The organism is Rufibacter psychrotolerans, from assembly GCF_016924645.1.
Lineage (GTDB): Bacteria > Bacteroidota > Bacteroidia > Cytophagales > Hymenobacteraceae > Nibribacter > Nibribacter psychrotolerans.
In genome coordinates this window covers 21,703-43,691 of sequence record NZ_JAFFJV010000009.1, presented here as the reverse complement: position 1 = coordinate 43,691, position 21,989 = coordinate 21,703, and the positions used below count along the sequence as shown (strand labels likewise).

Below are 21,989 nucleotides of genomic sequence, written 5' to 3'. Positions count from 1 at the left end.
CCTGTTTTACGGAAATAAAAGGAAAAACAGGCGTTTAATGGCGGGGCCAAGGTCGGAAAAAAACGGCAAACCCGGGAAGCGGCCTGGCCTTAAAACAAAAAAGACTGCCGGGTGGGCAGTCTTTTTCAGGATCTGTTTCTGGGCCATTTACTGGATTTCCAGCTCAAACGGCAGGCGCGCCTGAATGCCCTGTAGCTGCATCACGCGGGTGTACTGCTGGTAGTACGGCCACATAGCGCCCAGTTCCTGGCGCAGCGCGTACGTCTTCATCTGGGTCTCGGTGTCAGACAGCAGCTCTTCCATGAAGCTTTTCTGGGCCGGCAACTGGCGCAGGCGGTAGTCGCCTTGTCCCAGCTTGGCCTTTTTAGCGGCAATGGCAATAGCCTCCTCCAGGCCGCCCAGCACGTCAACCAGGCCGCGCTGCTTGGCCTCAATACCCGACCATACCCGGCCCGAGGCCACTTTCTTCAGCTCGGCCACCGGCATGTTTCTGGATTTGGCGGCTTTGGTGGTAAAGTCCTCATAAATGCGCTCCACTTCGCGCTGGATGTGCATTTTCTCGTACGGCGTCATGGCGCGCGTCACCGACGGGATGTCTGAGAACTTGCCGGTCTTCACGCGGTCGGTGGTGATGCCCAGCTTGTTTCTGAGGAAGTTCTCTGAGTTCACCATCATGCCAAACACGCCAATGCTGCCGGTAATGGTGTTGGGGTGCGCCACAATGGTGTCACAGGCCATGGCAATGTAGTACCCGCCCGACGCGGCCACGTCAGACATGGAGGCGATGATGGGCTTCACCTTTTTGGTGAGCATCACCTCGCGCCAGATTATGTCGGAGGCCAGGGAGCTGCCGCCCGGCGAGTTGATGCGCAGCACCACGGCTTTCACGTTTTTGTCCAGGCGCGCCTTCCGGATGGCCTCTGACATGCCCTGTCCGCCAATGGTCTCGTTGCTGCCTTTGCCGGTCACAATGTCACCGGTGGCGTAGATCACGGCAATTTTGTTGGAAGAGGAGCCTTCCTTCTTCTCGGGGTCGGCGGCTTTGCGGTAGGTGCCCAGGTTCACCAGCTTGAGTTCTTTGTCTTTCTTCACGCCGGTTTTGCTCTTCATAAAATCGGTGGCCTCGTCATAGTAGCCCAGGTGGGTGACCATGCCCAGGCGCAGGGCATCCTGCGCGTTGTGCACCAGCATGGAGTCTGACACGTTCTTGAGGTAAGCCACCTCTTTCTGGCGCGCCTTGGCAATGTTCTGGAGCATAAAGTCATTGAGCGAGTTCAGGAACGACTGGGTCTGCTCACGGCTGGGCTCGCTCATCTTGTCCAGGATGAACGGCTCCACGGCGCTCTTGTACTCACCCACCTTGAAGATGTAGGGCTGCAGGTCCAGCTTTTCCAGGGTGCCCTTGAAGAACATCACCTCAGAACTTAAGCCGTTGAACTCCAAGGTGCCCTGCGGGTTCAGGTAGAACCGGTCGGCCACGGAGGCCAGGTAGTAGGCCTTCTCGGTAGAGAACTCGCTGTAGGCCACCACAAACTTCTTGGATTTCTTGAAGTCCAGCAGGGCGTTCCGGATTTCCTCTACTGAGGCCATGCCGGCCTGCAGCAGGTCCAGGTTCAGGAAAATGCCTTTGATGTTATCATCGGCCTTGGCCTTGCGGATGGAGGCTTTGATCTCGTCCAGGCCTATGCCCTGCTCTCCGAACACCTCGCCCAGGCCCATGTCAGCGAAGGGGCTGCGGGGTGAGCGCTCCACTACGGGCTGGCTCAGCTTGATCTCCAGCACCGAGCCTTCGGCAATGGAGACGGTGTCATCAGAAGAAACGGCGGCGGCAATGCCCAGCAGGAGCACAAACCCCAGCACCATGAATAAAAACAGGCCCACTAGGGTGGCCAGTACAAACTTAAAGAATTGTCGCATAAATCAGGTAGATCAAAAATCAGCACCAGCCTTGCCCGGTGACGTTGCTCTATTGGTCGTACAGAGGCAGGAATTCTTACAGGCAATTTCTGGCTGCCCTAAGTTAACCGCCAGGCCTGCCAAAACCAACCCTTCCGCCGCTGCCGTTGCAGGAAGAACGAGCTGGCCCTTGTTTTTAGCCTTTTCTGGCGGGCGATTTGGGGCTGTTTTTCCATTCTTCGGCCCGAAAAGCCTGGGCATCTTGCCTCTATTTAAGATATTTGCGGCTGGCTTTCAGAGCGGGCTATTCTACCGGGTGTCCGCCCGCCGGGATAGCCAATTGCCGCCACTGCCGTATATAGGCTAACATGAACAGATGGATACTCTTCGCGCTCCTGCTCATTGGGTCGCTCGCCGCCCCGGCGCAGCACCGGCGTAACCTTAATTTCAAGTATTTCGGGCTTACGCTGCACCCCAAGGGAGATGACAACGCCGACCTGATGCCGCTCAACCCAGACGGCAAGGGCTATTTTGTGGTGAACGTGGGCGCCAGCGTGGGGTATGAGCAGTTCTTTGTGCCGGGCAAGTTCTCCTTCAAGGCCATCCAAGCCCTGTACGCCGACTGCGCCATGCGCTTTGCCGGTTTCACCCACCTGGGCGTACGGGCGGTGATCTTTGACATTGGGCGCCACTCGCTCAACGGCGGCATAGGGCCCACGCTGGTGTACCGCCGCAACTGGTCTGAGTTGGAAGGCTACAACCTGTCTACCTCGTTCTTTGGCGGCGACCCCGACGACAAGTGGCAATACAAAATGATCTGGTACGCCGGTGAGTTTGAGTACAACTACCAACTCTCTGACCGCGTGGATTTCTCCACCGCCTTTGTGCCGGGCTACCCCAACATCATGAGCCTGTCGGTGGGGGTGCGCTATTGGCTAAAAGACAAAGTAAAGGAGTAGCCTCTTTTTGAGGTTCTGTTTTAAGGCTACTTTCTGCAAAACGGGCCCAGAACCCGCGCCAATTGCTTTTGCCATGCCTATAACAAAATGCCCTTCCTCAAAGAAGAAGGGCATTCCCATGCTCTGGGGGACATACAATGCTGTTTGGGGCTCATTTTTCTGAAACCGGCCCTAAAACCTGGGCGGCACTTAAGGCAATTCTGTTGGAGAGCTTCATCCGGTTGACATAGCGCATGAGCGCGTCTTCCAAAGCAGGTAGCAATTGGCCCCGCTCACTGCTTAAGGCGCTGTACCGCGGTCTGGGTGCCTGTTGCCCTTGCAATTCATTGGCTGAAAAACCCTGGATAAGGCTTGGGTTGAGTCCTGCCAGTTCTGCTCCTTTCCGGGCGAAATCTGCCCAGGAGAGCTCGCCCTCGTTGGTCAGGTGCCAGATACCAGATTCTTCATCTACCAGCAAATCCAGGCAGGCATTCACCAAATCAGGCACGTAGGTGGGCGAAATGATGATGTCTTCCGGCGCCAGGAAGGAATTACCTGCCAGCAGTTGCTGGAGCATCAAGGTCAGGAAGTTGGATTCGTCCCAGGGCCCGAAGAAAGAACTGGTGCGCACCACCAAAGCGTTGGGGTGCATGTCCAGCACGTACTTCTCAGCTAAAGCTTTGCTTTTGCCATACACGTTCAGGGGGTTCACGGCGTCGCTCTCCAGGTACGGTTGCTGCTTGAGGCCGTCAAACACCAGGTCAGAGGAGAAGGTCAGGTACTGGATGCCCCGCTTCTGGCAGGTGGCCGCCAGCAGCATAGCTCCGTGTGCGTTTACCAGATCACAGGCTTCGGCATTGTCCTCGGCGTCATCCACTTTCACGTAGCCTGCCGCGTTGATCACCGCCCAGGGCTGGTAGTAGTTGATGGCCCGCTCAATGGAAAACGGATCGGTGATGTTCATCTGCTTGCGGCCCACCAACCGGTACGGGATGTGCCTGTCTCCGCACAGTCGGGCAAACGCACTGCCTAACGTGCCGGTTGCCCCGGTGATGAGAATAGGACGGGTGGTGTTTTCCAGGTGGTGTACCTGTTCCTCGGTGAGGCCGGTTCCGTCTGGAATGGTCTCGGTTTCATAGATGGGGTTCCAGTTCAGGCGCCAGTAGGCTTTGGTGCCTCGCCCGAATCGGCTTTCCTCGCGCCGCAGGAAAATCTGGGAGTGTTCCTCCAGGTTTTCTGGGGTGAACGGATAGAAATACCGGTCGGGCCGCTGCCACCAACCCGGCAATTGAAACAGCGGGTGCTCGTAGTTTTTACCCTGGGCCAGCTGGGTCAGCATCTTAGCCAGGGCGGTAGGTCTTGGTTTAGGCCCGCGCACGTCAAACACGCCCGGTTCATAGAAGCCATCGGCACGGGTAACCAGGTTCACCCAGTCAAATGTGCCCAGCAAAGACCAGGCGGCCACGCCCACTATATTCACTCCATTCTGCTTCAGCTCGGTACAGGAATCCCACACGTGCTTGAACCACTGGATCTGCTCTTCACGGGCTCCGCAGATATGCACCTCGGTCACGGAAATAGGTAGTCCGTAGCGTTCCCAGGTCTCGCGCAGCAATACCTTGTGGCCCGAGTAGAAACCGGCCGGATCGTCCGTCTTTACCCTTAGGGCTTCCACATCAGCGTAGTGGTGAATACCGTTTCCGCCGTGCGACCACTCCGGAAACCCTTCCATCTTCTCATCCAAGTAGCGCTCGCTGGTAGGGTAATGGTTGATGCCAATGATATCAGGCGGTCAGGGATTATCCCGGAACCACTGCAGGTCCTCTTCCGGAATGCCGCTGTCCACAAAGTACTTCCACATGGAATCTTCCGGCGACAGGTTCCCGGTAAGCAAATCAAGGCTCACCCAGCGGCGCTCGTTATCGGCGGCGGCCTGGTACGCCAACAAAGGCGTGCTATAGGTTTTGCCCAGGTCTTCGGTCTGCACCAGTTTGGCATGGGGGATCACCTCCCTAATGGCGCGCATGGCCAAAACTGTGGCTTTGCACTGGTGCAGCAAGGTTAAGCCAAAGGTGTAACCATCGCGGCCGTGGGGGTACCAGACACCGTACAACCCGCTGAACCGGGCGGTTGTCAAAGGCTCATTTACCGGCGTGAAGTATTCCAGCCAAGGATATCTTTCTGCCACGGCGCGGGCGTACTCGGCCACTCCTTCGGGGAATTTGGGGTCTGCCAGGTTGGTGTGGCGCGGTCCGCTCCCGTGATGCACCAGGCCAAGAATCGGGGTAATGTTATGTTCCTGCAGCAGTTTCAGTCGTCTGTCTCCCCAGGACCAGTCAGCGGTGGCGGGCCCATCAGGAGCCGTAAGTTCCCACAGCAACGGGTAGCGCATTTTACTAACGCCAATGGAGGCAAAAAGGGCGATGTCTTCTTCACGGATGGCGTGGCCATTGAGCTGCATTTGGTCCATGTACTCATCGCCCACCCGGTTCACGGTACATTCCAGACCGGCCCACACTTCGGGGTAAGCGGGGTTCAGGTTATCACTTTTCTCCATATCTGTAGTGTTAGGCTCTGAGCTCCTGACAGGTTTACTATTAGCCAATTATAAACTTGTCTTTGCCTGATGCGAGAAGGATTATGGTACAATTCCTATCTACCCACCGGGCAATCAGTCAAAGCTGGTTGTAGAATTAATAAGATTTTTTCCCAGTCTTAGCTTGTAATTAAGTACTGGTTGAAAAAATTACGGGTAGGTAGAGGCATAGTTTAGAAACTGGAAGAATTCAAGTATCTACACCAAAGAAATAGTACTTATCTATAAAACACCCCGTAGTTAAGCTGAATTTGATAGGTATTTTTAACTTTTTTGATAAACTACAGGTACTCGCTGCCTGTCATCTGATTTAGAGAGACTTACTCCTTCAAAACTCAATTAGGATTAAGCTGGTTTACCAGATTTCCGTGGAAGAGGAAAATTTCAAAGAAAGGTTAGGCTCCTTAAACCAGAGCGTCTTCAGCAATTTTAGAACTATAAAAAGGAGCCTTCCCTCAGAGGTTTACCTTAAACCAATGGGCAGGACACCCTCATAGGTGGGGTATAATGGCTTAGTACCATCAAGGAGGGACAAACAGAAAAATCCGTTTTAAGGCCGCTTTTAGCAAACGAACCTTAAAACGGATTTTCTTAGGAACTGAATGATGATTGCTGCTCTAGTACCGGTACCACCCTTCCCACTGGTTTCGCAGGTTCTTGCGCATTTCATTCTCGCGGGCGTTGTTGCCCGGGTTGAAGAACATGGTGCCTTTCAGCTCATCAGGCAGGAAGTTCTGGGGCACGAAGCTGCCTTCGTAGTCATGCGCGTACTTGTATTCCTGGCCGTACCCAATCTCCTTCATGAGCTTGGTAGGTGCATTACGCAAGTGCAGCGGCACCGGCGGACTGCCCTGCTCCCGCACATACGCCCTGGCTGCCCTGATTGCCTTGTACGCGGCATTACTTTTAGGGGAAGTAGCCAGGTAAATGGCCGTCTGCGAGATAATGATATCACACTCTGGGTACCCAATCACCTGCACCGCTTGGAAACACTCGCTGGCCATGATCATAGCGGTAGGGTTGGCGTTCCCGATGTCCTCCGAGGCCATAATCAGCATCCGGCGGGCGATGAACTTGGGGTCTTCCCCGCCTTCAATCATGCGGGCCAGCCAGTACACCGTGGCATTGGGGTCTGAGCCGCGCATGGATTTGATGAACGCCGAGATAATGTCATAGTGCGCCTCACCGCCTTTGTCATACAGGGCCAGGTTCTGCTGGGCAATCTGCTTTACCACGTCATTGGTGATGACCACTTTGCCGTTGGCCTGGCCGCTGCCGTCAATCACAATCTCCAGCAGGTTGAGCAGTTTGCGGGCATCACCGCCCGAGATAGTGAGCAGCGCCTCATATTCCTGCACCTCAATCTCGCGCTTTTTCAGGATCTCATCCTCCGTGAGAGCCTTCTGAACCAAATCAATGAGTTCCTGCTTCTCCAGCGATTTAAGAATGTACACCTGGCAGCGGGACAGCAGAGCGGGAATCACCTCAAAAGAAGGGTTCTCGGTGGTGGCGCCAATCAGGGTCACAATCCCTTTCTCCACGGCCCCTAACAAAGCATCCTGCTGCGATTTGTTGAACCGGTGGATCTCGTCAATGAACAAGACCGTTCCCTGCCGCTTGCGGGCGTGTTCAATCACCTCGCGCACGTCTTTCACGCCGGCATTAATGGCGCTGAGCGCCACAAACGGCACTTTCAGTTGCCCGGCAATGATCCCGGCCAGGGTAGTCTTGCCCACGCCCGGCGGTCCCCAGAAGATCATGGAGGGCACCATGCCGGCCTCAATGTACCGCCGGAGCACGCCTTTGGGGCCCACCAGGTGCTGCTGGCCGGCGTATTGGTCTAGGTTTGTGGGACGCATGCGCTCCGGTAAGGGAGCCTTGGTTGACTGGAACATGGTACGCTGGTTTCAAGGGAAAGCCTCCGCTACTGCCTAGGCCGAAACAAAAGGCTAAGTTACTTTCTTTCCGGCATTGTTTGGGGCCTGTTTTGGCGAAAACTGCCCTAAAACCCGCGCCCGCCTGGTTCCCTGCGGGAAAGCCCGGTTGAAGGCGAGGGCCGGCAACCTGCCTCCCAACTACCGGCCCTCGCCTGCGTACCCTTCACTATTGGTTTTCACTTTTATAAGCTATGACGAACGCTACCCTGGGCCGTACGCTGCTCACGTCCATTGCCGGCTTCACCACGGTGGGCGGTTTCCTGATGGACTGGAACAAAACGCATCTGTTCAATCCCCGCTGGACTCCCCACGCCAAGTTCCATGATGCCATGACCATTTTGCTGGGTTCCCTGCTGGGCGGCACCAGTCTGTATTTGCTCCGGAAAAAAACGGGCGATCAAGAGACGCAATTGCAGGCCGCCACCCTGCTGCCCGCGTTCTTTTACGCCGCGCAGGTCGGCAGCTTCGCTTTTCCCGGCGCCAGGGGCATGGACGCGGAGTTCCCGGAGAAAATTCCTTCCCTGGGTCCTTTGAAATTGAACGAGGGTCCGTTCTCGCTCCTGATGCTGGCGGGCCTGGGGGCCGGGTACCTGCTGGCCCGCAAGAAGCACTCCAACCCAAACGCCGCTTTAGACTAGTACGCCAGATCCGCCAGCTGGTCAGGCGGCCGAACAGGGAGGCAGGGCCAGTTTCAGGAGTGGGCTACCAGAACGTGCAGGGCAACTGGGCGGTCCCTGCCCTTCCCTTCTCCCAAGACGGCAAAACCACGCGGCACGAGGTCTGCTTCAACATGAAGTTCCCCGGGTCACTCCCCGAAAATCTGTTTACCGTGGCCGGGTGCAGGGCCGCGCGTTGGTAACTCCTGTTTTTTCTTTATTTTCAGGAAATTTGCCCCAAAACAGTCCCACACACTCCATCATACCTTACCCAAACCCAAACACACCCAGCCATGGCCACCACTAAACCCAGCGCAGAGCAGATAGAACAGAAGTTAGCCACTTTTTTTGAAAGCGCACCCGCCTTTGCGCAGCCCATCTGCGAGAAAATCAGGACTGCCATTGCCGCCGCAGACCCCGAGCTGAAAGCCACCTGGAAATGGAGCGTGCCCGTGTACGAGAAACCCGGGCCGGGCATGGTCTGCGGCTTGGGCATCTTCAAGCAGCACGTGAGCCTTTCTTTCTTCCAGGGCGCCCTCCTGCCCGACCCGCACCAGCTGTTCACCAAAAGCCTGGACGCCAAAACCATGCGCAGCATCAAGTTCACCGCTGCGGACCAGGTGCCGGAAGAAAAATTGGTGGAGTACGTGCGGGCCGCCACTCAGCTGAAAGCCGGGACCGCGGCAAAATCCGCAGAGCGGGACGTCATTGTGGTTCCGGAGGACCTCAAACAGGCCTTAGCCGAAAGCCAGCAGCTGGAGAAATTTGAGAAATTAGCCTACACCCACCGCAAAGAGTACGTGCGCTGGGTAACCGAGGCCAAACGCCCCGAAACCCGCGACAACCGCATCCTGAAAACCGTGGAGCGCATCTCTGAAGGCAAAAAGTTCAGCTAAGTCCCCTCCCGCTGTCGTGGATTTCCCGCAGGAACTCGCGGTGGTCGCCCAGGTGGTAGAGATCGGTTTCCACCTCCTCGGTGGAGGCATAGAGGCTGCGCCCGTATGCCATGCCCAGGTACTTGGCGGTCAGCTTGAACGGCACCTCAAATCCGTCGGGCAACTCAGCGTCGGCACCTACCGCCAACAGGAATAGGGCCTTGCCTTTGAGCTTCCGGCCCAGGGGTTTGTGCACGGTCACCAGGTCGGTGAGGCGGTCGAAGAAGGTTTTGAGCAGTCCGCTCATGGCGTACCAGTACACCGGCGTGGCCAGCACCAGCACCTGATACTGCAGCACCCGGTTTATGACCGCCAGGAAATCATCCTGGGCAGGGTACTCGTTCTCATAGGAGTACGGGCTGATGGTGTGCTCCCGCAGGTCCAGGATCTGGTGCGGTGTCTCCTGGAAGACCTTTTCCACCAGGCGCCGGGTATCGCTGTCTGGCCGGGCACTGGCCAGCAGAATAAGTGGGTGTGCATCCATACGCCTATTTACGTACGCGAGCTCGCTACATATAGACTTCTGCCCTCTTCTGCCAGATTCTGGCTTTGTTTCTTTCCTGTTTTACGGGAAATACCTTTGATTTTGCGAGAAGCGATAATTGCAGCAGTACTCTCTGCTTTGGATGCAGTGGTTGAGGGTATCGCCTAACGGCAGTTACAAACTACCCTCATGGCAAGTTCAGGTCACAGACTTGAACCATAGTCTGTTGCTTGAACCATACTATATTAAAATATGTGCCACAGAGGAAGAACTTGAACAAGATCAGCTACTGAAGGCACGAGCTGCAAGCTCGCGCCAGCGGCCGGCAAAGTGGATCACGGCAGTGGCAAACTGCCTTCATGATAGGTCCAAGTCACAGACTTGAACCCTGTGTACCTATCTTGAAAGGGCGGAAGAAACGGACGGGTGCTTGTCCTTAGCCCGAACTATTGACTCCGAACTATGGCGCGGATTTACTTCCGTGCCTTTCGAACGTAAGGCACGGAAGTAAATCCGCGCCATAGGAAGAGAGGGTCTAGCACAATGATTAGCATCACCGTTGCTATGCAAGTCCACAGCTGGAAGATCCCGATTCCAGTCTTTGGCTCGAGCGCCTCGCTTGTGGCCTTTGAAGAACAGAAACTAAGAATAGGCTGCAGCGGTGGGCCGCAAGGGCAGTGCGAGGGGCAAAGACGGGGCCCCGCGGCCGTGAGCGCTTTTCAGAAAAGATGAAACAATCTTGTTAATAAATCCATAGACAAGTGCTAGCTACGCCCGCAACAGCCCAAACGCTGGTCAAACCAGCGGAAGCAACGAATTCTGTCAAGCTGCAGCCAACACAACCGAAGCTCGTCCCTTACTCCACCACATGCGCCACAAACTGCGACAAATTGGTGATGATGCCGCGCTCCCGCCTGAACCCGATGGCACAGCCCTCACCGGCCCAGAAAACACCGGCCTGGTAGCGGTAGCCCTGCGCGTCCTGCGGCAGCTCGGCCCAGGCCTGGTAAATGTGGGGTTGGTGGCCGTACTCGCCCTGGGTGGAAGCCACGTCTGAGGTATCCCGCACCTGGATGTTCTGGCCTTCGCGGCCGAAATAGGGTTTTTGCACCGATTTTCCCGAAAAGGGCTCAAACTCGGTGCGGAGCAGCAAGGGATGGTACGGAAACTGCTGCCACAGCCACGCCAGAAAGCCTTTACTCTGGAAGATGAGCGCGTACGCGGGGTTGGCGATGACCACGGTGCGGCTGAACTGCAGGTCAATCACGTCGGCGCACAGGTCTGGCTCCAGCTCCACAAACAGCTCCCAGGGCACCAGTTTGAACAGGAACGGAAAGCGGCGCCACTGCTCGGCCCCGGTTTGGGCCCAGATGCCGCGCTCGGCGCCAAGGGTGGACACCTGCATCTCATCGGCGGCGCAGATGTGCGTGTCAAAGCCGGCCTCGCGGGCGGCCTCGGCCAGCACCTCGCAGTTGGTGTAGTCCTCGCGGCTGCCGCCCAGGTACACAAACAGCACGGCCGGCTCTAATTCTGGATTCAGGCCCTGCCAAGTCCTGAACTGGTCTACCAGGGCCTCGTACAGGCCATTGGCTTGCTGGCTCTGGTGCTTGCCGGCGGCGGCCAGGCTGGCCCACTGCACCACCGCCGTTTCGGGGATGGAGGTGGCGGTGTCGGCGTTGAACTCCAGCAGCTTCATGCCGTCTGGCGTCTGCGCAAAGTCAAACCGGCCGTAGAGGTGCCAGTGCCGTTCATCGTTCCAGGAGTGCCGGATGGCGCGCCACAGCTTTTCGTGGATACCCAGCTTGCGCAGGAAGTCGTCGGGCAGGTCATCGGGCACGGCTTCGGTCATCATCTGGTACAGCGTGGAGGCCGCCTCCAGCAACTCGTCGGCCGCGTCCTGGGGCAGTACCACTGCCTCGCCCGAAAGATACGTCTGGCACTCTTCTTCTACTACCCACTCCCAGCCCATCTGGTGTACCATCTGGGTTACATCGCCGTGGTGCGGCATAAGTTTTACAGGAAGCGTCTGGTCTGGCATAGCGGTGGCAATTAAGATGATTGGTTCTGTACTAGGAAAGCACCAGCGTTTTAAGCCGATTTTTGGGGAAAAGGGCCTGAAACAGAGCTGGCAAATAAAATACGTCTTACGTTATGGGTGAGCAGTGGCCGCAGGTGCAGGAACAAACCTCTTAGGGCTAAAGCCCGGGCACGGCAAGGCTTGCCTTTGGGGCGATTCCCCTGGGGAACCAGCGGGCAATTGGTGCTGCCCTTAGCTGCCGAACCCACCGGATCTGCCCCCGAAGGTGCCTGAGCGGCTGTTGCTGGGCGCGGTGGACCGCACGTTGCCGGGCGCGGCGGCCGGGCGGCTGTAGGTACCGGTGGTGCCCCTGAACGCCTGAGCCCCGCGGCTGCGCTCTACGGCGGTCTGCTGGCGCCAGGCCTCGGTGCGCTGCATGGTGTTGGGGTTGGCGTAATACCTGGGGTTGGGCGACATCATGCGGCCGGCCATGTAGCCAATACCGCTCCACATGAGCACGTTCATCATGCTAAAGCCGCTGCCGTTGGTGGGGTTGGCCTGGGTGTATTCCTGCATGCGGCGCTCCAGCTCCAGGCCCTGCAGGGTGTCTACCTGGCCGTTGTTGTGCTTGAGAATGGCCATGACCTGCCCTGCCTGGGCGGGCCGCTCATCGGTGATTTTCCAGTTGTCGGGGCTCACCTCGGTCATCTCAGTGATCACGCCCTGGCTGTATTTGGGAGCGCTCTCGCCGGCGTTCCACTCAGTGGAGGTTTCATTCTGGGCGGAGCGGTTGTCTGAGCAGGAGGTCAGGCCCAGGCAGGCGGCGGCGCTCACCAACAACACGTTGCGCGAGAAATCACCAATCAGGAAATAACGCTTTTTCATAGTATGAGATACGCAAGCCATTTTGGGCTTGTTTTTGTAAAAGTACACCTAAACTACAGAATAGGTCGCGGAAAAGCCCTGTTTCTTACTACTCCCACAACGGATAATGCTCCAGGTGCACTTTTTTCTGGAAGAAAAGCTGGGTAGAGGCTTCAAAAGAGGCCGTGTAGTCAGACACGTAGAAGTGGGGTTCGCCTAGTAAACGCTCGGCGGCCATGTCTAATTGCGTGAGCACCTGCCCCACGTGGCGGGCCACCAGTTCTGAGGCGTCCAGCACGGCTACCTTGTCCTGGTAAAAGGCCTTGATTTGCTCTTTAATGAGAGGGTAATGGGTGCAGCCCAGAATCAGGGCCTCAATGCCGTCCAAAGCCGGGTCTGAGAGGTAGGTCTGGATCACGCTCTCTGAGATGGTGTTGTTGAAGAAGCCTTCCTCTATCATGGGGGCCAGCAAGGGCGTGGCCAGCGACTTGAGTTGCACGCCGCAGTCCAGGTCCTCTATCTTCTTCTTATACACGTTGGAATGCACGGTCTGCTTGGTGCCAATGAGGCCCACCGTGCGGCCGGCAAATTGCTGGGCCACGTGGGCCACTACCGGGTCAATCACATTTAACACGTGGGCTTTGCTGCCCACGTATTCGCGCACCAGCTCATAGGCCGCCGCCGAGGCGGAATTGCATGCAATGAGAATAATTTTACAATTCTGCTTCAGGAGCAGATGGCAAATTTTGACGGCATACGCCTGGATGGCCGCCGTTGATTTGTCGCCGTAGGGCAGGTGCGCGGTATCTCCAAAATACACCAACTGCTCCTGGGGCAAGTGCGCTTTTATGGCCTTGGCGACGGTTAAACCGCCAATCCCGCTATCAAACACGCCCAGAGGGCGCTCGCGTTTTTCAGCTTTCGTCATGAGTTATACTTGTATAGAAAAAGCCGACCCGGGCTCATCCGTAAAAACACCTATATTCTTATAATACAAAATTAAACTGTACTTTTCCGCAACATCCTTGTTTTTATGGGCGTAAAAGACCATACAAGTTGAAACTAAAATAGGAGGAATAAAAATGAAAGTATTATCAACCCGTGCCCACGGGATCATGGATTATCTGGTGGGTATTCTTCTGATTGCGGCTCCATTCATTTTGGATTTTGACCGAGGCGGTGCCGAAACCTGGGTGCCGATCATTGTGGGTGCCGTGATTATCCTGCAAGCCCTCATGACCAACTTTGAGGTGGGTATGTTCCGGGCCTTGTCCATGAACATGCACTTGAACATGGACTACCTGATTGGTGCCTTCCTGGCCGTGTCTCCCTGGATCTTCAATTTTGACGAATATGTCTACTTACCTCACCTGATTGTGGGTGTAATGATTATCCTGGAGGCCCTGATGACCCGCGTAGTACCAGAACACGGTGCTGCCACCCGTCAGCCATACAGAGGCACCATGAACCACGGACACACCCACTAAGGGTAGTCTGTAAAGAATTGAGTTAAAGCAGAAAAGGCTGGGCTAGTCCCGGCCTTTTTTTGTGCCCGTTTGTTTTTGCCGCCCGTCTGGCATACGCCTTTCTGTTTGCGTACCTTTGCCCCATGAATTACCTTTCAGCAGATTCTATCTCTAAAAGCTTCGGCGACCGCTGGCTTTTCCAGAACCTTACCTTTGGCATTAACCGCGGGCAGCGCGTGGCCCTCATTGGGGCCAACGGGGCCGGCAAGACCACCCTGTTGCAAGTACTGGCCGGCACCATGCCCCCCGACAACGGTACCGTGAGCCTGCGCCGCGGCCTGCGGGTGGGCTACCTGTGGCAACAGCCCGAGTTTCCGGCCGGCGCCACCGTGCAGGAGGCCATCTTCTCGGGCCAAACCGAGGTCCTGGACGCCATCCGGGAGTACGAAGCCTGCGTAGCCGACCCCACCACCTCCGATGCCCGCATGCAGCAGGTGATGGAACGCATGGAAACCCTGCACGCCTGGGAGTATGAGGTAAGAACCAAGCAGATCCTGGGCCGGCTGGACATCCAGAACCTGGACGTACAGGTAGAGCACCTGTCTGGCGGGCAGAAAAAGCGCGTGGCCATGGCCCGGGTCCTGATTGAGGAACCCGACCTGCTGATCCTGGACGAGCCCACCAACCACCTGGACCTGGAGACCATTGAATGGTTTGAGAACCTGCTCACCACCGAACAGACCACCCTCCTGATGGTCACCCACGACCGGTATTTCCTGGACCAGGTAGCCAACGAGATCGCCGAGTTGGACCGCGGCCAACTCTACACCTACAAAGGCAACTACAGCTACTACGTAGAAAAGAAAGCCGAGCAGGAAGAAGCCAACGCCGCCGAGGTGGACAAGGCCCGCCAGCTCATGAAAAAAGAACTGGAGTGGATGCGCCGCCAGCCCAAAGCCCGCGGCACCAAGTCCAAGTCCAGGATAGACGCGTTCTATGACATCAAGGAGAAAGCCAGCCAGAAAGACACCCGCACCCAACTGGAGCTTTCGGTGAAAAGTACCCGCCAGGGCAACCAGATCCTGGAGATCAGCCACCTCACCAAGCGGTTCGGCGAGAAGACCGTTCTGAAAGACTTCAGCTATGTTTTCCGGAAGCAGGACCGCGTGGGCATTGTAGGCCCCAACGGCGCCGGCAAGACCACACTCCTGAACATGCTCACGGGCCGCCTGGCACCTGACAGCGGCGAGATCATCCCCGGCCAGACCACGGTGTTCGGCTACTACACCCAGAGCGAGTTAACCTTCAAGGAAGACCAGCGGGTGATTGACGTGGTGAAGGAAGTGGCCGAAGTGGTTGAAACCGCCAACGGCGAAACCATTACCGCCAGCCAGTTCCTGCAGCACTTCCAGTTTCCGCCGGCCCAGCAATACACGTTCGTGAGCAAGCTGAGCGGGGGCGAGAAACGCCGCCTGCAACTGCTGCGCGTCCTGATCAAGAACCCCAACTTCCTGATCCTGGACGAGCCCACCAACGACCTGGACATTCCCACCCTCAACGTGCTGGAAGACTTCCTGCTGCAGTTCGGCGGCTCCCTGCTCATCGTGTCGCACGACCGTTACTTCATGGACCGCCTGGTAGACCACCTGTTTGTGTTTGAGGGAGACGGCCACCTGCGCGACTTCCCGGGCAACTACACCGACTACCGCGAGTGGGCCAAGGAGCAGGAAGCCCTGAAAGCCGAGGCCGACGCCAAGGCGGCAGCAAAGCCCGCACCGGCCGCTGCCCCAATTCCAGGCACCGCAAGCGCCCCCGCCGCCGACAACGGTACCAAGCGCAAAGCCTCCTTCAAAGAGAAGCAGGAGTACGAGCGGCTGGAACAGGAGATTGAAGCCCTGGAAAGCGAAAAAGAAACCCTGGTCACGGAGATGAACAGCGGCACTGCCGACCACGTACGCCTGGCCGAACTGGCCCAACGCATCCAGGAAATCAACGATGCCGTGGAGGCCAAGACCGAACGCTGGCTGGAGTTAGCCGAGATTGTGTAAAAACACGTTCGCGTCAGCGGGTCCGTTTACGGGGTATTTTTCAGAAAATACCCCGTAAACGGACCCGCTGCGTTTAGGTAAGTTATTGGAAATCTGGCCACAAAATAGCTTCCGCTTCCTGGAGCACCGCGGCCACAATCTGGCTAGCGGGAAGCTCCCGGGCCAGGTACGCGGCTTGTCCGGCCCAAAGCGGGAACACCTTGGCGACATCCTCGGGCCCTACCTTTTCCCGCAGCGCCCTGGTCAGGACTTCCTGAACCGGATAGGGCAAAACCAGGGCCTCATGCGGAGCCATCTGCCGGGTAAACTCATTCCGGATGGCCCTGCCCCAACGGCCGGTAAACGCTTTGGTGAGCACGGTAGACTGGTCCTGGCTGGTTGCCACGGCCGCTTTGTAGGCTGGCGGGGCGGCACTCTCGGGGCACCGGAGAAAGGCACTCCCCAGCTGCACCCCTTGCGCGCCTAACGCAAACGCGGCGGCCAGGCCGGCCCCATCCATAATACCACCGGCGGCGATCACGGGCACCCGCACCGCACGGACAATTCCCCGCACCAAGGCGGCCAGGCCAATCTGGGGCGGGGCCTCGGGGTTCAGGAAGGCCCCTCTGTGCCCACCGGCTTCCGTGCCTTGCGCTATCACCGCCGAAACGCCTTGCTCCTGCAACCGTAGGGCCTCATCCAGGCAAGTGGCGGTACCCATGGTGACAACCCCTGCTTTCCGGAAGGCATCTAACACCTGAGGCTCCAGCACCCCGAAGGTGAAGCTGACCACCGGCACTTTCTCTTCCAGCAGCACGGGGATTTGGTCCTGCGCCAGAAAGATTGGCAGGTTCTCCAGGGCGGGTTGCTCCCACTCCAGCTGATAGCCCTCCCCAATTAGCCGCAGGACGCGGTGCATGCGGGCACCTTGCGCAGGATCTACCTGGCCCGGATGAGGATGGGCGAACAGGTTAACGGCAAACGGCTTGGCGGTATGCGACTTTACTTCCCTGATCAAGGTCCGCACCCGCTCCGGGCTTTGGCCGCCTACGGGCAAGGAACCCAGCGCACCGGCATTGGAGACGGCCGCCACCATGGCGGGCGTGGCGATGTGTAGCATGGGGGCCTGCATCAGCGGATAAGCTACCTGCAACAAATCCGTTAGGCTGTTCCGCCATTCCATTGCAGGGATGGGTTTTAGTACACGTTTGGCTTTCTTTGGTAACTGAACGCGAAGCCCACTTTCTGGGGCGTGCTCACCTGCTGTTCTTCCAGCTTCTGTTTTACGGTTATTTTCCGGATTTCATCCACATCTGGCGCCACCAGGTCATTGTTCACCGAGGCCACCATGGCACTTTCCACAAACAACCGAAGCGTCTCGGGGGTAATCTTGTTTTTGGCCATGTCGTGGTAGGTGAGGTCCAGTTGCTTCACCCCTTCCAGGTAAAAATGGTTGTCAATGTTGATGAGCACCCGCCCCAGCAGGTAGCCGGGGTCGTTGAGGCGGTTGTACTTTATGGAATCGGCCATGAAGTTGTAGGCCATGATGTGCCCGAAGAAGCGCCGCCGGAAGTCTTCCTCCACGTACCGGCTCTTCATGAGCTCATGGTCCTCGGGCAGGGTGATCACATTGGAGTGCATCACAATCACGAGCAGGTCTCCCGAAAACTTCACATGAAACTCAAACTCATTCACGCTTCGGTACTCAATCACTATGTTGTCTTCTACCTCGGCAATGCGGTTTTTCAGGTTTTTCACCAATTCTACGGAGCAAGCCCGCAGCTGCTCAAAGGTTTGTTTGGTGTTCCTGAAGATAGCCTGCTTGGTAGCAGACTTTTGCCGCAAACCTTCAAAGATTGACTCTATCCGATCTTCCATCAATACAGTGTTTCGTGGTACATGCTTTCTGCGCCGGGGGCAAGAGGCATCTATAGTAGTACCCACCCGCCGGCCTTTAGGTTACTGTTTTTACTGGGTAGCCGGAAAAACCAGGCCTCTGCGGGCCAGTTCGGCCAGTTCCTGTGCAGAGGCGCCCGCCCACTCCTGCAGAACGCCCCAGGTATGCCTTCCCAAGGGCGGCGGCCCGGCCAACCGCAACGGCTGAAACGCCTCCCCGCCAAAGGCCACCTGCCGGACACCTTTGGGCTCCCCGGCCTCGTTGGGCAGCAACTGGGCCTGGGCAAGCGCCTGCCCCAAAGCCTCGGGCACGTCATGTACCGCTCCGGCGGGCACGTGGTGGGCAATGAGCCTCTGCAGCAGTTCTTCCCGGTCTTGGGATGAAATCAGGTGGGCCAGCCGGACGTTCAGGGCATCGCGGTGGAGCACCCGTTTGGTGTTGGTCTGGAAGGCTGCATCCTGGGCCAGGGCGGGTTCGCCCAGCACTTCGCACAGATTCCGGAACTGGCGGTCATCGCCCACGGCCAGCACCACTTGTTTCTGGTCGGCGGTTCTGAAGATGGTGCCGTAGGGCACTATGTTGGGGTGCTCCGACCCCATGCGCTGCGGTGACACGCCGGCGACCAGGTAGTTGGTAGCCTGGTTGGCCAGAGAAGCAATGGCGGCTTGCAGCAAAGACACCTCTACTAACTGCCCCCGCCCGGTCTTCTCCCTCACATAGAGCGCGGCCAGCAACCCTTCTTTCAATTGGTGGGCGGCCATGAGGTCAATGAGGGCCACCGGCATCTTTACCGGGGGGCCTCCCTGCTCCCCGTTCAGGTACATGAACCCGGCCTCGGCCTGCAACACCGCATCATAGCCGGCCCGGGGCTGGGCGCTGCCATAGCCCGTGATCTGCCCGTACAGCAGCCTTGGGTTTAGGGCCGCCAGGGTGGCATGGTCCATCTGGAGTTTCTGGGCATCGCCGGGCTTAAAGCTGGCCAGCACCACGTCTGCCTGCGCCACCACTTTGTGGATCAACTCTTTCACGGGGGCCGCCGACAGGTCTACGCAGACCGATTCTTTGCCCCAATTGGCGGCGGCAAAGTACGCCGATATGGTTTGGACAGGGTCTTCAGTGGCCAGCTTCCAGCGCCGGGTGACATCACCGTGGGTTTTCAGGTTCTCGATCTTGAGCACCCGGGCTCCCAGCTCGGCGAAGAACTGCCCCACGCTGGGCCCTGCCAGCACACTGGCCAGCTCTACTACAACAAGGCCATGAAAAAGCCCTTTCTGTTCTGTCATGTGTTTTTGAGTAGTTTTCCCAAAAATGGCCAAAAAACCGGGAAATGGAAACCCGGGCTATTCCACAAAAAAAGCAGGCAGCAACCAAGGGTCGCTGCCTGCCCGGCATCCTATCAATCCATTTTCTTTTACCGGATCATAATCCGTTGGGTAGTGCTTTGGCCGTTGGCCGTGATGGAGATCATGTAAACCCCGGCTTTCAGGTTAAGGCCTCTCAGGTTCATTGGCACCTCAGACCCTACGCTGTTCAGTTCCTGGCTATGGAGCACTCTGCCGTTCATGTCTACCAGGCGGATGGTGGCATTGCCCTGCACCAGTTCCTGGAAGCGGATGCTCACGTTGCCGTCGGTTACCGGGTTAGGGAACACGCTCACCGCGGCCGCGCTGGCTCCTGAGGCGTTGTGTTTCACCGCAATCACTTTGGAGTACTCAAAAGCGTTGTCTGTGTCTACTTGTTTCAGGCGGTAGTACACGGTTCCGGCGGCGGCGCTACGGTCTGTGAAAGCGTAGTCTACCAGTACCGAGGAGTTGCCGTGGCCTTTCACCTGGCCTACCTTCAGGAAGTCGCGTCCGTTGAGGCTGCGCTCAATCTCAAACCGGTCGTTGTTGATTTCAGAGGCAGTGCTCCAGGTCAGTTCCACCGCGCCGTTTCTGGAGGCTCCGTTGAATCTTACCAGCGTTACCGGCAGCGGGTTACCAGGCTCACACTCAGTCACAATCACGGTTTCCTCGTCTGCCACGCTGGCACATTCGTTGGAACCGGTTACCCTGATGGTGAGCGGCTGACCAAGTTCTGATTCATCCAACACCGCGATGATAGATACATAATCTGGGCCTTCGTCAATCACCAGGAAGTTCTCTGGCAGGTCAAACACGTAGGTCACGCCGGGTTCTGGGTTCGCCACGCGGAAGGTGGTGGCCTCTTCTGCCAGGTTACACACGGTGTCTGGGGCTACCAGGGCTACTACCGGTCTGTCGCATGGTCCTGTGGGGCAATCTTCCACCTCAACGGGCAGGCAAACCGCCTCGGCTCCGCAGTTGTTGCCATTTACGGCCACCACGGTCACAAACAGGGTGGAATCTGGCTTGGCGTCATTTACCTTGATGTTCACGTAGCCGTAACCCTGTGACACAATCTGGAACTCTTCTGGCAGGAAGAACTGGTATTTCACCCGGCCGGTAGGATCTGGTCTGTCAACCCCGAACTTGTAGATTCTGTCGCCGGAGGCACACACCACGGCTGGGGCTTCTACATCCAGGTCTGGCTTGGCGCAAGGGCTGCAGGTGGCTTTCCGGTTTACCGCAATGGTTGCTTCCCCGGCCTCGCAGACGGCCTTGTTCTTTTTGGCGTTGCTGGCCACCGCTACTGATACCTGACCGGCAGCGTTGCCTGCTTTCACAATTAAGGTGTTGGTTTTCTCGCCGGAAACAATGGTCCATCCGGAAGGAACGGTCCATAGGTAGTCGTAGGAAGATTTCCTGCCATTTCCGTTGCCGTTTCCTTTGCCTTGGCTGGCCGAAGCTTTGAACACCAGCACATCGCCGGGGCAGAAGCTGTTGCTTCCGTCAATGGACACTGCTACTTCGTTGCCTGGTTTCACTGGCATGGTGGCCACCTTGGTACCGCAGACGGCATGGTTCACGGTCACTTTCATGGTTCCGTTCTTCATCCCTACTTTCACCCGCACGCGGTTGGTACCCTGGCCGCTCACAATGCTCCAGCCTACTACCGGGGCACCGCTCTGGGCTCTTGGCACATCCCAGGTATAGGAAGTGTATTCATTTCTGATGGAGTATTCTACCTCATCTCCGGGGCAAGGATTGGCCGGACCTTCAATAGGTCTGGGCTGGGAGTCTTTGCAGTTGTTGCCGTTGTTACCGCCGCCATTGCCGTTGCCGCCTCCATTATTACCGCCTCCGTTACCGTTTCCGTTGCCATTATTGCCGTTGCCGCCACCGTTATTGCCGTTGCCGTTGCCGTTGTCGTTACCGCCACCGGTGTTGCCGCCGGTAACCCCGCAGGCCTTAGGATCAAACGACACCATTCCCACAGTGGTAGAGGCTTTGGCCTCGGCTCTGAGGGAGGTCATTTTGCTGAAATCTTCTGCGGTTATGGTATAAGAGAAGTTGGCGGTTTTGCCGTTCTTATACCCAGAGCCCACATTGAACTTGATGGAATAGAAAGGATTGTTGGTACCGTTCTCGTAGCCGGAAGTACCGGTGGCAGAGATGGCCTTCACGCCCCGGGGCAACTCAAAGGAGGCGTGGCTCAGGTCGCGGTTGCAGTTTACTTTTACCCCAAACGCCAGGGTAACGGTACCGTTGCTGTTGCGGGTAATACCTTTGAAATTAAAATCAAAACATTCATCTGATTTTGTACCGGCACATTGCGCCTGCGCCTGGTACGTGAATCCCAAAAATATGAGCAAAAGGGTGCTAGCCCATGAAAGTATAGTTCTTTTCATGATCGGAAGAATTTAAAGCAAAATTGGATTGAGATAAGACGCTATAATCCTGGGACCGTATAAATAGGTCCGGGAGAGAGGGGATAGTCTGGTTAAAGCAACTGGAAAAGAGCTATGCGTTCACTAACCAGAGAGAAGAAAGGGAGAAAGTATAGTATGTTTCATATGTCTCTAACTTTATTTTTTCTAAATACCTTAGTAATCTTCTATTTATTACTTCTTCTCTCTTTAACGAGAGCATTTTTGACTAGTTACAAGCAAATTGCACTTTCAATATAGAGCACAAAAACATTCTTACTTAAATACAAACATATTTATATCCCTTCAGGCGTTTCAGAGCCGTTTCAGGCAAAACCGCTTAAATACGCGTTTTTGAATATAGCACGTAACTAATAAATCAACCCTCCTAAATCACCTATCCGCAACCTAAACTGTCCTGCTTCATTACAAAAAACAGCACCACAGCAGCCCATCTGCTTCTTTTAGATTTAAGGCAGAATTCTCCTGCTATTTCAGGCTACTCGCGTC

17 protein-coding genes are annotated in these 21,989 nt (G+C 56.6%); 5 read left to right on the top strand and 12 right to left on the bottom strand.

Going from position 1 to position 21,989, the window contains the following annotated elements; all coding sequences use genetic code 11:
- Positions 1-147: 147 nt before the first annotated feature.
- On the bottom strand, positions 148-1,917 hold the full coding sequence (gene sppA / locus JT718_RS09300) for a signal peptide peptidase SppA (RefSeq protein WP_205502004.1): 1,770 nt from the start codon (positions 1,915-1,917) through the stop codon (positions 148-150).
- 347 nt (positions 1,918-2,264) lie between these two features.
- Here sppA and JT718_RS09295 point away from each other — a divergent pair, with 347 nt between their 5' ends.
- Entirely contained in the window at positions 2,265-2,855 is a 591-nt protein-coding gene (locus JT718_RS09295; protein ID WP_205502002.1) for a hypothetical protein, read from the top strand.
- Positions 2,856-3,006: 151 nt separating this feature from the next.
- On the opposite strand, the gene JT718_RS09290 is transcribed toward JT718_RS09295, so the two are convergent.
- The 3 genes from JT718_RS09290 to JT718_RS09280 all read right to left on the bottom strand — a co-directional run bounded on the left by JT718_RS09290 (position 3,007) and on the right by JT718_RS09280 (position 7,325).
- Positions 3,007-4,578, bottom strand: a complete 1,572-nt coding sequence (locus JT718_RS09290; protein WP_240337014.1) for an SDR family oxidoreductase — start codon at positions 4,576-4,578, stop codon at positions 3,007-3,009.
- A 48-nt stretch (positions 4,579-4,626) separates the two neighbouring features.
- Positions 4,627-5,391: a family 1 glycosylhydrolase gene (locus tag JT718_RS09285; RefSeq protein WP_205502001.1), complete on the bottom strand. Its 765-nt coding sequence runs from the start codon at positions 5,389-5,391 to the stop codon at positions 4,627-4,629.
- Between the two features lie 656 nt (positions 5,392-6,047).
- Positions 6,048-7,325 carry a replication-associated recombination protein A gene (locus JT718_RS09280; RefSeq protein WP_205501999.1) on the bottom strand — a complete coding sequence of 426 codons (1,278 nt, stop codon included), beginning with the start codon at positions 7,323-7,325 and terminating at the stop codon, positions 6,048-6,050.
- 233 nt (positions 7,326-7,558) lie between these two features.
- Between JT718_RS09280 and JT718_RS09275 the strand changes: the two genes are divergently transcribed.
- Both JT718_RS09275 and JT718_RS09270 read left to right on the top strand, forming a co-directional pair.
- On the top strand, positions 7,559-8,005 hold the full coding sequence (locus JT718_RS09275; RefSeq protein WP_205501997.1) for a DUF6640 family protein: 447 nt from the start codon (positions 7,559-7,561) through the stop codon (positions 8,003-8,005).
- 311 nt (positions 8,006-8,316) lie between these two features.
- The gene (locus tag JT718_RS09270; protein ID WP_205501996.1) at positions 8,317-8,919 is read left to right on the top strand and encodes a DUF1801 domain-containing protein; all 603 of its coding nucleotides are present in this window, start codon (positions 8,317-8,319) and stop codon (positions 8,917-8,919) included.
- Here the strand turns inward: JT718_RS09270 and JT718_RS09265 are convergent.
- From JT718_RS09265 to murI, 4 genes are all read right to left on the bottom strand, one after another.
- Positions 8,912-9,442, bottom strand: coding sequence for a flavodoxin family protein (locus JT718_RS09265; protein ID WP_205501994.1), 531 nt, complete (start codon positions 9,440-9,442; stop codon positions 8,912-8,914). The two genes, JT718_RS09270 and JT718_RS09265, sit on opposite strands and share 8 nt — an antisense overlap.
- Before the next feature lie 856 nt (positions 9,443-10,298).
- On the bottom strand, positions 10,299-11,480 hold the full coding sequence (locus JT718_RS09260) for a glutathionylspermidine synthase family protein (RefSeq protein WP_205501993.1): 1,182 nt from the start codon (positions 11,478-11,480) through the stop codon (positions 10,299-10,301).
- Between the two features lie 231 nt (positions 11,481-11,711).
- On the bottom strand, positions 11,712-12,344 hold the full coding sequence (locus JT718_RS09255; RefSeq protein ID WP_205501991.1) for a Cj0371 family chemotaxis-regulating polar lipoprotein: 633 nt from the start codon (positions 12,342-12,344) through the stop codon (positions 11,712-11,714).
- Positions 12,345-12,432: 88 nt separating this feature from the next.
- Positions 12,433-13,251, bottom strand: a complete 819-nt coding sequence (murI, locus tag JT718_RS09250) for a glutamate racemase (protein WP_205501989.1) — start codon at positions 13,249-13,251, stop codon at positions 12,433-12,435.
- 154 nt (positions 13,252-13,405) lie between these two features.
- Between murI and JT718_RS09245 the strand changes: the two genes are divergently transcribed.
- Positions 13,406-13,810, top strand: a complete 405-nt coding sequence (locus tag JT718_RS09245; RefSeq protein WP_240337013.1) for an SPW repeat domain-containing protein — start codon at positions 13,406-13,408, stop codon at positions 13,808-13,810.
- Positions 13,811-13,932: 122 nt separating this feature from the next.
- A complete protein-coding gene (locus JT718_RS09240) occupies positions 13,933-15,837 on the top strand; it encodes an ABC-F family ATP-binding cassette domain-containing protein (protein WP_205501988.1) in 1,905 nt (634 codons plus the stop codon).
- An 82-nt stretch (positions 15,838-15,919) separates the two neighbouring features.
- Here JT718_RS09240 and JT718_RS09235 read toward each other — a convergent pair whose 3' ends face one another.
- From JT718_RS09235 to JT718_RS09220, 4 genes are all read right to left on the bottom strand, one after another.
- Positions 15,920-16,999, bottom strand: coding sequence for an NAD(P)H-dependent flavin oxidoreductase (locus JT718_RS09235; protein WP_205501986.1), 1,080 nt, complete (start codon positions 16,997-16,999; stop codon positions 15,920-15,922).
- Positions 17,000-17,013: 14 nt separating this feature from the next.
- Positions 17,014-17,694 (bottom strand): hypothetical protein, encoded by a 681-nt coding sequence (locus JT718_RS09230; protein WP_205501985.1) that lies wholly within the window; start codon positions 17,692-17,694, stop codon positions 17,014-17,016.
- A gap of 90 nt (positions 17,695-17,784) precedes the next feature.
- A complete protein-coding gene (locus JT718_RS09225; RefSeq protein ID WP_205501983.1) occupies positions 17,785-18,996 on the bottom strand; it encodes a CaiB/BaiF CoA transferase family protein in 1,212 nt (403 codons plus the stop codon).
- Positions 18,997-19,124: 128 nt separating this feature from the next.
- Complete coding sequence (locus tag JT718_RS09220; protein WP_205501982.1) at positions 19,125-21,461, bottom strand: T9SS type A sorting domain-containing protein; 2,337 nt, start codon at positions 21,459-21,461, stop codon at positions 19,125-19,127.
- Positions 21,462-21,989: the final 528 nt, after the last annotated feature.

Bases quoted from the DNA above. Each gene is read 5' to 3' on its own strand.
- sppA (WP_205502004.1), bottom strand. From the start codon at position 1,917: ATGCGACAATTCTTTAAGTTTGTACTGGCCACCCTAGTGGGCCTGTTT.
- JT718_RS09295 (WP_205502002.1), top strand. From the start codon at position 2,265: ATGAACAGATGGATACTCTTCGCGCTCCTGCTCATTGGGTCGCTCGCC.
- JT718_RS09285 (WP_205502001.1), bottom strand. From the start codon at position 5,391: ATGGAGAAAAGTGATAACCTGAACCCCGCTTACCCCGAAGTGTGGGCC.
- JT718_RS09280 (WP_205501999.1), bottom strand. From the start codon at position 7,325: ATGTTCCAGTCAACCAAGGCTCCCTTACCGGAGCGCATGCGTCCCACA.
- JT718_RS09275 (WP_205501997.1), top strand. From the start codon at position 7,559: ATGACGAACGCTACCCTGGGCCGTACGCTGCTCACGTCCATTGCCGGC.
- JT718_RS09270 (WP_205501996.1), top strand. From the start codon at position 8,317: ATGGCCACCACTAAACCCAGCGCAGAGCAGATAGAACAGAAGTTAGCC.
- JT718_RS09265 (WP_205501994.1), bottom strand. From the start codon at position 9,442: ATGGATGCACACCCACTTATTCTGCTGGCCAGTGCCCGGCCAGACAGC.
- JT718_RS09260 (WP_205501993.1), bottom strand. From the start codon at position 11,480: ATGCCAGACCAGACGCTTCCTGTAAAACTTATGCCGCACCACGGCGAT.
- JT718_RS09255 (WP_205501991.1), bottom strand. From the start codon at position 12,344: ATGAAAAAGCGTTATTTCCTGATTGGTGATTTCTCGCGCAACGTGTTG.
- murI (WP_205501989.1), bottom strand. From the start codon at position 13,251: ATGACGAAAGCTGAAAAACGCGAGCGCCCTCTGGGCGTGTTTGATAGC.
- JT718_RS09245 (WP_240337013.1), top strand. From the start codon at position 13,406: ATGAAAGTATTATCAACCCGTGCCCACGGGATCATGGATTATCTGGTG.
- JT718_RS09240 (WP_205501988.1), top strand. From the start codon at position 13,933: ATGAATTACCTTTCAGCAGATTCTATCTCTAAAAGCTTCGGCGACCGC.
- JT718_RS09235 (WP_205501986.1), bottom strand. From the start codon at position 16,999: ATGGAATGGCGGAACAGCCTAACGGATTTGTTGCAGGTAGCTTATCCG.
- JT718_RS09230 (WP_205501985.1), bottom strand. From the start codon at position 17,694: ATGGAAGATCGGATAGAGTCAATCTTTGAAGGTTTGCGGCAAAAGTCT.
- JT718_RS09225 (WP_205501983.1), bottom strand. From the start codon at position 18,996: ATGACAGAACAGAAAGGGCTTTTTCATGGCCTTGTTGTAGTAGAGCTG.
- JT718_RS09220 (WP_205501982.1), bottom strand. From the start codon at position 21,461: ATGAAAAGAACTATACTTTCATGGGCTAGCACCCTTTTGCTCATATTT.